The sequence below is a fragment of the Pilibacter termitis genome (assembly GCF_900167335.1).
Classification (GTDB): domain Bacteria; phylum Bacillota; class Bacilli; order Lactobacillales; family Streptococcaceae; genus Pilibacter; species Pilibacter termitis.
Map to the genome: position 1 here is coordinate 77,833 of NZ_FUXI01000003.1, position 10,947 is coordinate 88,779.

Annotated in this window: 8 protein-coding genes; all 8 read left to right on the forward strand. The window is 41.0% G+C overall.

The window, feature by feature from the left end; translation table 11 throughout:
- Window positions 1-63 precede the first annotated feature (63 nt).
- The 8 genes from B5D30_RS01815 (at window position 64) to B5D30_RS01850 (ending at window position 10,945) form a co-directional block, all read left to right on the forward strand.
- Window positions 64-5,637, forward strand: coding sequence for an LPXTG cell wall anchor domain-containing protein (locus B5D30_RS01815; RefSeq protein WP_078806325.1), 5,574 nt, complete (start codon window positions 64-66; stop codon window positions 5,635-5,637).
- A 102-nt stretch (window positions 5,638-5,739) separates the two neighbouring features.
- Window positions 5,740-6,063, forward strand: a complete 324-nt coding sequence (locus B5D30_RS01820; protein ID WP_268802084.1) for an HU family DNA-binding protein — start codon at window positions 5,740-5,742, stop codon at window positions 6,061-6,063.
- Entirely contained in the window at window positions 6,064-6,615 is a 552-nt protein-coding gene (locus B5D30_RS01825; protein ID WP_078806327.1) for a hypothetical protein, read from the forward strand.
- Between the two features lie 15 nt (window positions 6,616-6,630).
- Window positions 6,631-7,071 carry a hypothetical protein gene (locus B5D30_RS01830; protein WP_078806328.1) on the forward strand — a complete coding sequence of 147 codons (441 nt, stop codon included), beginning with the start codon at window positions 6,631-6,633 and terminating at the stop codon, window positions 7,069-7,071.
- 171 nt (window positions 7,072-7,242) lie between these two features.
- Complete coding sequence (locus B5D30_RS01835) at window positions 7,243-7,446, forward strand: hypothetical protein (protein ID WP_144399444.1); 204 nt, start codon at window positions 7,243-7,245, stop codon at window positions 7,444-7,446.
- 17 nt (window positions 7,447-7,463) lie between these two features.
- Window positions 7,464-8,255, forward strand: a complete 792-nt coding sequence (locus B5D30_RS01840) for a hypothetical protein (RefSeq protein WP_078806330.1) — start codon at window positions 7,464-7,466, stop codon at window positions 8,253-8,255.
- Between the two features lies 1 nt (window position 8,256).
- The gene (locus B5D30_RS01845) at window positions 8,257-8,604 is read left to right on the forward strand and encodes a PrgI family protein (RefSeq protein WP_078806331.1); all 348 of its coding nucleotides are present in this window, start codon (window positions 8,257-8,259) and stop codon (window positions 8,602-8,604) included.
- Complete coding sequence (locus tag B5D30_RS01850; RefSeq protein ID WP_078806332.1) at window positions 8,564-10,945, forward strand: VirB4-like conjugal transfer ATPase, CD1110 family; 2,382 nt, start codon at window positions 8,564-8,566, stop codon at window positions 10,943-10,945. The genes B5D30_RS01845 and B5D30_RS01850 overlap by 41 nt, the downstream gene beginning before the upstream one ends.
- Window positions 10,946-10,947: the final 2 nt, after the last annotated feature.

A 10,947-nucleotide genomic window follows, 5' to 3' on the forward strand; every position in this document is an offset into this window, starting at 1 on the left:
CGCTCGCCGTAAGGTAGATTTCAACCAAACAAAAAAGAAACACAGACAAGAAAGGAAAATTTCATGAAGAAAACAACACACAATCAATGGAAACGAAAGCTCTATGTGCTTTCAATGTTAGGAATTTTGGGAGGAAATACGATTGCACCGACTCTTCCAATCTATCCAACGATTTTACAAAGCGTATCTGCCCTGACAGTGCCAAGCTCCATGACTCAAATTGGATCGATTGGTTCTAGTCCAGTGCTGAAAGCACCGACAAGTAGTTTGAAAGACCAATGGTTCAAAGACTTAACGAGTAATATTTTGAACGAACAAAGTCCAAGTTACATTGTCGAACAAGCCCAATGGACGAGTAACACGAAGTTAGAGGGTGGCTCTCCCCTTTCTACTTTCGGTCAAACGGCAAACTGGGTGTTCCAAGGTGACGGCTACAATGGCAATGACTTAGGGAAAGTGATGAACGTAGGCGACGTTGCCAAAATCTCGAATATTGGAACGGCAATGGAAATGGCAACTGGAAAATCCATTCCGATTTCACTTAACGTGAAACTCTTATCTGCCAATGGTTTTGGAGCACCAAACGGCGGAGCTCCGCAAGCGTTAAATAGTTCTCTCATGATGGTAAAAAACCAAGGCTCCACGATTACAATCGGTTGGGGTGGTGAATTTACCACTGGAGGAACAGGCGGTGGTGGGAATGAAAATGGCTCTGGTGGCGGAGGCAACACAGACGGTAAGTCAATGTTATATATTGAAAATGTTCGTTATGCAGTTCAATTAGTTAATGCTAATACAGGACAACCATTGCCAGACGACACTCTAATGCCAATCAAAATGTCTGATATTGATGCGACACAATGGGCTAATTTAGATCAAACAAACGCATTAGCTTTCGTTGTGGGGAATGACACAAACTTAGAGCTAAACGGTTCTAATTTCCAAGTTAAATCAAACGCTGCTTTTAATGCCGATGGCGATACCATTAGTCCCACTTCGTTTCTTGCATTGAAACAATGGAATCAGAATATCATTTCATATTCCTACAATGGCTTAACCGACCGAAACGACATTGTAACCGCCATTTTTGGGAATCTCCCAAGTTGGGACTTAGGTGGTTTCATTGAAATCGACAAGTCTACTCTGCAGTATGGCAAAAACGGTTGGAACGCTAACTATTCATTTGAGGACTTAGCTTTTGAGGTGATTGCCAAAGACGGAAAAGTGGTTGATACCATTCATCTGGACAAGAACGGAAAAGGAAAATCGAAGAAAATCCCAAGTGGAGACTATACACTCCATGAAACGTCAGGAAAATGGGCAAGCAGTGGTCAAACTGTCCACCCAGATATGACCGCCAAAGTATCGGCAGGGGCAACGTCTACGGTTAAAGTAGAAAATACTGCCGTGCAAGGTACAATCTCCATTAAGAAATCGCTGGACGGCTATTCAAGTTTGCCAAACTCGAACTACAAGTACGAAGGCTTGCAGTTTGAAATTAAAAGTGAGGACGGCAAATACACGGACGTTGTCACGCTAGATAAAAACGGCGAAGGGAAATCGAAATACTTGCCACTAAGCAAGTATACAGTAAAAGAAATCCCAAGCAGTGTCACAAGCGGAACTGGTCAAATCGTCAACCCAACGACTTACACGGCGGAGTTGAAGTATAAAGATCAAAATACTGAAATCGTCCTTGCCAGTCAAAACGTAGTCAATACGCCAGTTACTGGTCAGATTACCGTTGACAAAACTTTGGCAGGTTACGGAAAAGACCTCCCGAACGGATTGTACAGTCTTGAGGGCTTGAAATTTAAGCTCACGCACAAAGAAACAAACCAGACTTGCACCATTACAACGGATAAAAATGGGGTTGCTAAAACGGCTACAACACTTCTTTTGGGCGAGTATGACGTGCAGGAAATCGCAAGTAGCGTGACGAAACCGACTGGGCAAGTCGTCAACAAAAACGTGTACAAGGCGAAATTGGTGTGGAAAGACAATCAAACAAAATTAGTCTTTGCAGAAACAGATGTTGCCAATCCACCTGTTTTGGGTCAAATATCTATCAAGAAAACAGGCGTAGAGAGTGGAGAAAACATGTGGAATCAGCACTATTCTCTTGCTGGGAACGTGTTTGAAATCACTCCAGTTGACCCGACTAACACCAAATGGAAAGAAGGCACTTTCCCACTCCAAGTAACAACAAACGCCAAAGGAGAAGCGAAAACTCCTGCGACCTTGCCACTTGGGAAATACCTTGTCAATGAAATAAAGGCAAGCAACGGCTTTGGGAACACGTTCAAACCTGTGGTGGTTGAGCTTACTTGGAAAGACAACCAAACGGCTTTAGTCTTTGATTCTGCAACAGGCACCAACCAAGAAATCAAAGGGCAAAACACCCTTGAGAAAACAGACAAAGACACAGGCAAAGACCCACACGGAAAAGCGGATATGAAAGATGCAGAGTATGCGTTATTCTACGATGAGGAGGCGACAGGTTCAAGCCCACACCAAGCAGGACAACCTGTAAAATGGAGCGACATTCCAAAAGCCAAGCTCTTAAAAGGCGAGAAAGTGACAACTTCTTACATTAATGGGGTCGAAGTCAAACATGGGGATAATGTTGTTATCAGCGTTGATGACAAAGATTTAAACCTTGCAATCGGCAATCTTGCGATTGGCAAGTATGTTTGGAAAGAAATCAACGCTCCAGAGGGGTATGTGTTGGATAAAAACGTTTATCGCTTTGAAATTAAGAAAAAAGACGATCAAACACTGAATATCGTAACACCAGACTCCAAATCGGAAGAGCAGATCATTCAAGCACGAATTACCGTACAGAAATTAGCCGAGATTGTAGGCGAAAGTGCGGAAAGCGGGTTTAATGGCGTAGAATTTACCTTTACTCCAATTAACGGAACGAAAGGCAATCCTGTTGTCATGAAAACTGGAGTCAACGAGGCAACTGACGAGGACGGATTTGGGCAAGTGGTATTGGATTATGGCGATTATGTCATGAAAGAAACGAAAGGCATTGACGGATTTGATAATGTGCGTGATATTTACATTCACATGACGACCGACAAGAAAAAAGATTTGCTGTATATCTCGGCAAGCAACAATTCGGACTTCTCCAAACCATTCAGCCAAAGAACATTTGCGTTGACGGACAACCAGTCCGGAACGAACCCAAATGAAACTGGCTCAGTCGGAAAAGTTTCGACCGACAAATTCATCATTAGCTTAGGCAAAATGGTGTTTACTGACAAAGTAACCCCAGAACCACCAGCAGAGCCAGTGAAAGACGTAACGAAAAATGACGGAGGGAACTCGATCAACCATGGTGACGTAGCTTTATCGAGTGATTTTGTGTATAGCCTAGTATCAAGCAATCTCAGTAACGGACGAAATAAAGACACAAGCGATTGGTCAATTTTAGACGACTATGATGAACGTTACGACCAGTTTAACGGTACGTTTCGAGCGTATGCGAAAACGAACTTCGGTACATTTAAAAAAGGCGACCAGTTGCCAAGCAACTTCTTTACGGCAACGGATAAAGACGGAAAAGTCAACTTTGTCGCAACCAAAGACTTCCTGAAAGTCATCAATGACAATAAAAATGATACTGTGCAATTTGAAATTCGTGCAGACTTCTATCGTCACAAATGGGCAGATGTCGTGTATAACACGTTTGATGAAACGAAAAATGGTTTGACGGAAAAATCAAACGAGGTAGATACCAAAACTCCTGCTCCTCAACCACATAAATTTGACGTTGAGGGAAAAAAAGTCGACTTGACAGGTGATAAGTTGCTGAATGATGATGATGAGATGAAAGATAGATACAAGGACTCAAACGACAACCCTTATTTGGATAAAGTGGATAATAACGAGTCCTTCAACTTGAACACGAAAAAGGTTAAACCGGGGGATAAAATCACGTATCAGCTATGGCTTGATACTAACCCATTTGACAACACCAGTAAGCTCACAGCATTGGCAATGATTGATGATTTTGACGAGAAATTACTGGACGTAGACGTTTCAAAAGTGAAAGTCTACAACAAAAAAGGCGAAGAAGTAACTAAGTTGTTTAAATCGGAAATCAAAGACGGCAAATTGATCGTTTCAGCAAATGTCTTTGTGGAAACTACCAACTCAAAAGGGCAAAAGGTTCAGGTAGTAGACACGAAGAAACTTCCGTTGGGTCAGTTCTACAAAATTGAATTTCCAACAGTGGTGAAAAAAGACATCTTGAAAGATGACGAAATCATCAACACGGCTCAGCAGGTCACAATAGATGCGAACGGCAAATATTTTATAAAAATCACGGAAAAACGTGTGAACCCTGTTGAAGTGCCAAGTAAGCCAGTGAAAGACGTTCAAAATACAGATGAGGGCGATTCTATCCATGAAGGCAATGTAGCCTTATCAAGTGATTTCATCTATGTGTTGAACTCACGCTTATTACAGCCAGACCGCACGCAAGACACGACAATCTGGACGATTGTAGATGACTTTGACGAAAACTTTGATAAATTTGACGGCACATTTAGAGCGTATGCGACAGCCGAGTTTGGCGATTATAAGAAAGGCGACCAATTGCCTGAAACATTCTTTACGTCAGAAGAAAAAGGCGGAAAAGTCACGTTTACTGCGACAAAAGAATTTTTGACAGTTGTCAACGAAAAAAAAGACAAACAAGTCGGTTTCTCTATCCATGCCGATTTCTTCCGTTTCAAACAGTCCGATAAAGTGTTAAATACCTTTGTTGAAACGGTCAACGATTCAAGCGAAAAATCAAATGAAGTGCAGACGAAAACTCCAGAACCACAACCGCATAAGTTTGATTTGTCGAAAGAACAATTTGATTTGACAGGCAAAAAACTCTTAGATGACGACAAGGAGATGAAAGATCGTTATCAAGATTCAAACAAAGACCCGTATTTAGACAAGACGGACAACAACGAGAAAGAAAATCTCAACACAAAAGAAGTCAAATCAGGCGACCAAATCATCTACCAGTTATGGTTAGACACGATTCCATTCGATGAAACAAGCGAATTGATAAGTTTATTCATGGAAGATGATTATGATGAAAAAACATTGGACGTAGACGTTTCAAAAGTAAAAGTCTACAACGCCAAAGGCGAAGATGTAACGAAACGATTCAAGGTAGAGGACAAGGACGGAAAATTGACGGTTTCAGCAAATGTCTTTGTGGAAACGACGAACTCAAAAGGCGAAAAGGTTAAAATCGTGGATACGACTCTTTTACCATTCGGGCAAGTCTACAAGATTGACGTACCAACTACCGTCAAAGAGGACGTGAAAAGTGGCACAGAAATCGTGAATACCGCAAGTCAGCACTGGACAGATTCGGACGGAATTGCCAATGCACACGTGACAGAGAAGCGTGTAAACAAAGTCAATGAAGAACGTCCAGAATTGCCAGTAACAGGCGAGAAACCGAAAAAAGGGATTATCAACATCTTGTTGCCAGATACAGGCGAAAAACAAGCAATCTATTTGAGTGTGTTGGGTTCTATGTTGGTTGCAAGCATTGTCTTTCTGAAACGTGAAGAATTGCAATTTAGGGTTCGTAAACTTCGTAGAAAGTTAAGACAATAAGCAATCAAATGACTTGACGAGAGCTTTTCCACGATTACGCTAAAAGTAGAAAAGTAGAAAATTCTACTTTTTTGGGAAAAGATAGGTGCCGAACCTGTCTTTTTGCTTTTCTACAAAAAGGAAAGGAGGAAGCACATGATTGGAAAACAAGAGCTAGTAGAAGAACTGGCAAATCGAACAGGGCTATCAAAAAAAGAAGCGAAGTTGGCACATGAAACGATCTTTCAATTGATTCAAGAACAGCTTGCCAAAGGGAAACGGGTGAAATTAGTAGGCTTTGGAGCATTTTTCGTGAAAACAAGAGTCGCTCATATTGGGATTCATCCAACAACACGTGAGCGAATACAAGTCCCAGAAACGAATGTTCCGTTGTTTCGCCCAGGCACGCACCTAAGAAAAGCGATTAACCAAAGAGGAGTGGAATAATTGAGACTACAACTAAGACGACTCAGGCGAACGAATAAGCACTTGTATCAATTGCTTGTAGGTTCAGCTATCGCACTTTTTACACTCTGTCTATTTCTTTCGGTGGTTCTTTTGACAACTGTCACTTCAACAAAACAATCCAGCAATGTGACGGAGAAGAAAACCTATGTGGTAGATGACCAGTCAAAGAAAGAGAAAACGAGTTCTTCGAGTGTGGAAAAGAAGAATAAAACGACTTCTTCAACAGAGAAGAAAGACGAAATCCCAAAAACGTCTGAAGTGGAACGGAAATTTTCGGCAACCTTGCCAGAAGAAAAAACGGAGGCAACAGCTACGACAAGTGAAACGAAAGCTACACAATCCACCACTTCTTCGACAGCTACCACACAAACGACAACGAGTAGAACAGTGAACACGCAAGAACAGGCAAGTGAAAAAGCAATACAACGAGCGAAGGAACAAGACTTGGCGAATCGCCAAGAGGCAGAACGATTGAAAAAAATGTACGAAGAACAAGGATATGAAGTGCATATCATTGAACAGAAAAAATAAGGAGGACACATCATCATGAAATACGCAAGACCAACACGCACTAAACGAGACTACCAACCTTTTGCTTTAGGGACACATCAAGCAACGATTAAAAACGTCAAACTTACAGAAACGAAAAAAGGCGTACCAATGTTTTCAATGTTGGTTGCAGGAGGAAACAATCAAAGTGGGTTTTACAACCTAGTATTTGAAACGGATTATACAGAAGAAAATCTTGGGTTCATTCTTGCCAGCATCGAGGACAATGGGGTGGACATTCCAGACATTGAGTTTGGGTACACGGAAGAAACGGCAAATTTCCTCAAAGGAAAATCGGTGTATGTCGAAGTCAAAGAGGAGATTTACAAAGAAAACATCCGAAATGTGATTGCGGCATTTCTTGACCAAGCGGAATTTGAAGGGGACGAGGACGACTTGCCCTACGAAGAAGAAGACGATTGGCATGAGGACGTGTAATTGTCTTTCTCCAAAGAAACCGCAAGAAGAAACAAATGAACAAGAACAAAGACAAAAAGTAGAAAAAGAGAAAAGTGGAAAAGTAGAATTTTCTACTTTTCTACCTCTACGCAAATCAATCAAAACATATCAAAGGAGAGTTTAATTATGGATCAAGCAGAAAAAGTTATTATGCTGATAGCTGCGGTACTAGGGGTAGTATCGGCAGTAGGAATTATGTTGAATGTGAATAAATTACGTGAGGGATTGGATACTGGAGACGACCGCACGACCACAAGAGCCATTACAGGAATCGTCATCAATGGAGTGATGGCTGTTGCTGCGACTGGATTAGGAGCGCATGCGATTGGTTTATTGGGCAAAATCCAATTTTAGAATGGAGGAAAGTGACCATGAAAAATCCAACGAATGGAAGTTTGGCACAAACCTTTCAAACCCTCGAAGAATATAATCCAGCGTTAAATGCAGGGGTGGAGAAAGTGGCACTGGTCTTACAGACAATGGCACTTTTCTTCCTGATTGTTCTTTTTATCATTGAACTACAAAATTATGCGAAAAAGCTCAATTCCGATGACGGAGGATTGACGATGGAAATTGTGACAAGTATTGGCATGAGATATTTGGTTGCTTTTTTGATGGTCATGGCAAGTGGGGAAATCTTAGATTTTATCATGTGGTTGGCGATTCAAGCATCGAAATGGGTGAGTTCTGTTTTACCTGAAGGTACCTACAATATGACGGTGCCAGGAATCAAAGGGAAAGTAGGGTTCTTTGAAAAACCGATTGTTTTTCTTTTTTCTGCTATTGCTCAACTTGCTGTTTGGACGAATAGCTATATCGCAACGATCATCATTTTTCTTCGGGCGATTCAGTTGTTCATTTTCAAAGCACTTGCCCCAATTTTTGTGGTGTTTGTAATGAGTGAGGAGTTGAAAAGTATTGGCATTGGTTTTCTCAAACAATTTTCAGCCTATGCCTTGCAAGGAGTCGTTTTGGTGTTGTTAATGGGGATTTATCCAGCGTTGATGCAAAACGATTTTTTAGCAGGAGATGTGGCAACAGGTATGGATGCGTGGCTGACCAATATAGGGGTCTTTTTCCTTATTTTCTTGAAAGCACTGGTTGTGTTGGTGCTCATCATTGGCTCGCAAAATTTAGCCAAACGATTGATAGGAGGAGGATAATATGGCAATTAGTTCAGAGTATTATCGAGATTTATCGAAAGTGGAAAAACGTATTTTTAAAGTCACGAAACGACAATTCAAAGGTTTTCTATTGTTAGGGGTCGCTTTGATTGTAGGGGTGGCAGAAGTGTTTCTTCTTCCTGATTGGGTGTACTTGTTGGTTTCCGCTCCAACGGTTATTCTTTTAGGCACGTATCCATTTTTGTTGATTTTGAATAAGTGGAAAGAATTTCGGCGAACTATTGCGTTGTATTTTATCCACGAAGAAAGTTTTTACCAAACATATCAAATAAGGAGGTATGAGAAGCATGAGTTTATTGCTCAAAAAGAAGTCAAAGAGTGGACGTAGAAAAGAATCTTCGTCTACTGTCAATAAAAAACGCACACAACGTTTGCTTAAACAAGCCAATCCAAACGTAGGGGATGGGATTTATTACACCAGCCAATTTGAAACTGGGTTGATGCACATTGTGGAGAAGGAATATTCCAGAATGTACCGCATTGGCGAGCTAGATTATGAAATTTCGACAGAGGAGAATCAAATTCAAACCGTCTTAGGGTATGCAGAGGGATTGAATAGTATTGACCGCAATAGTCGATATCAACTCTTTGTTCAACAAAAGAGAGTGCCAACCAATTTTTTAAAAGATATTTTACTCGCTTATCAAGGCGATACGTATGACGATTTGCGAGAAGAAATGAATGAGATTATCGAAAGCAAATATCAAAAAGACCAACGAAATTTCACGAATGACAAATATGTGGTCTTTACGACAAAAGCACGAGATGAGAAAGCCGCAGAAGCAGCGTTAGCACGCTTGAAAGAAAACTTTATCAATTCCTTTGGGAAACATTCGTTAAACTTGCAAATGGAGGAAATGGAGGGAGTGGAACGGTTGAAAACGATGAGCGGACTTCTTCGTCCGACTTCATTTTTCTCTATGAGTTATCGAGATATGGCGTTAGCAGGTCTTTCTTCTAAGGCGTTCATCGCTCCGAACCGTCTAGCTTTTCCGAGAACGAAAAACTATTTTCGTTTGGGCGAACGATTTGGAGCGGTTCTCTACATTCGGCAATATCCAAAGTATTTAGAAGACCGTTTAATCAAAGAATTGCGAGCCACAGGGCGAGAATTTGCGATTAGTATTCATGCGAAACCCTATGATATGACAGAGGCTCGGAAGAATATTCAATCCACCCGAGCACTCAATAATATTGAACTCTCGAAACAATACAAAGACTCCCTTCACCTTCCGGATGATTTGATGACTGGAAATGCGTTTGAGATCAATTATTCTGCAAAAAGTTTAATGGAGGAAATCAAGGATAACGGACAAAAACTATTCTCAGGTATTTTCACAGTCTTTCTCTCTGAAGAAAGCGAACAGGAACTGGAAGAAGCAATCAAAGAGATCAAAGATGCAGGAAGTGCGTGGCAAGTAGAGTTTGAAGCAGTGAATGCTTACAAACAAGAGGCGTTGAACACGATTTTACCTATCGGCAAACCTTATTTAGATGTTGAAATGAATTATATGCGAGATATGACGACCAGCAATGTTGCCACCCACGTGCCGTTTTCCAATATTGAATTACAATCGCCCACAGGTCAATTTTACGGTCAAAATCAATTGACGAAAGGGATTATTACGGTTGACCGAAAAGAGGATTTAGATGCTCCGAGTGGCATTATTTTGGGAAGTTCAGGGTCTGGGAAATCAATGACGACCAAATGGGAAGTGTTTACTGCCTTTCTTCGTTACCCTGATAGAAAATTCATTATCGTTGATCCTGAAGGAGAGTACGTTGGGATTGGGAAGAAACTGGGGGCAGAAATCTTAGATATTCACACAGGAACGCACAATCATTTGAATATGCTTGGCATTACAGACAAACGATTGTTGAAAGATGAAGACCAAAAGGTGGATTTGGTGTCAGAAAAAGCAAACCTGCTGACAGGATTGTTCAGAGAGTTGTTGGCTGACTTTGGCGATTTGGAGAAATCAATCGTTAGTCGTGTGACAAGAGAAACGTATAAGCGTTCCCTACCGATTGGTCAAATGCCCACGTTGAAAGAATGGCACAAAGTGCTGTTGGAACAACCAGAAGAACTTGCACAACTATTGGCTGTGAAAATAGAGCCTTATACGATTGGGAGCCAAAATATTTTCGCTCATGAAACCAATATCGACCTTTCTTCACGTATGATTATTTTCAATATCAAACATTTAGATAAAGAATTGAAGTCGTTTGCTATGCGAGTGATTTTAGACCAAATTTGGAAACAAGTAGTAGAAAACCAGCACAAGACCACGACCTTGTTGTATTTTGATGAATTGCAGTTGAATTTTAGGGAAGAATCCAGTGCAATTTGGTTTATGGAACTCTGGAGCCGAGTGAGGAAATATGGTTCTGTCCCAACAGGGATTACACAAGAGCCAACGATTTTGCTCAATTCGCAAGCAGGACGACAGTTGCTTTCCAATACGCATTTTATGATTTTATTGAAACAACAGCCAATTGTCTTAGACCGCTTAGGTGAGATTATCAAATTAACACCGAAATTGATTCAATATGTGACCAACAATCAAGCAGGAACAGGATTGATTGCCTCGGGTGGAGTCATTGTCCCATTTACCAACTTGATTCCAAAGCAAACCAAACTCTTTGAGTTGATGAATACAGATGCTTAGAT

What these genes read in the sequence shown, in the direction of transcription:
- B5D30_RS01815 (WP_078806325.1), top strand. Translation starts at nt 64, where the DNA reads ATGAAGAAAACAACACACAATCAATGGAAACGAAAGCTCTATGTGCTT.
- B5D30_RS01840 (WP_078806330.1), top strand. Translation starts at nt 7,464, where the DNA reads ATGAAAAATCCAACGAATGGAAGTTTGGCACAAACCTTTCAAACCCTC.
- B5D30_RS01835 (WP_144399444.1), top strand. Translation starts at nt 7,243, where the DNA reads ATGCTGATAGCTGCGGTACTAGGGGTAGTATCGGCAGTAGGAATTATG.
- B5D30_RS01830 (WP_078806328.1), top strand. Translation starts at nt 6,631, where the DNA reads ATGAAATACGCAAGACCAACACGCACTAAACGAGACTACCAACCTTTT.
- B5D30_RS01845 (WP_078806331.1), top strand. Translation starts at nt 8,257, where the DNA reads ATGGCAATTAGTTCAGAGTATTATCGAGATTTATCGAAAGTGGAAAAA.
- B5D30_RS01850 (WP_078806332.1), top strand. Translation starts at nt 8,564, where the DNA reads ATGAGTTTATTGCTCAAAAAGAAGTCAAAGAGTGGACGTAGAAAAGAA.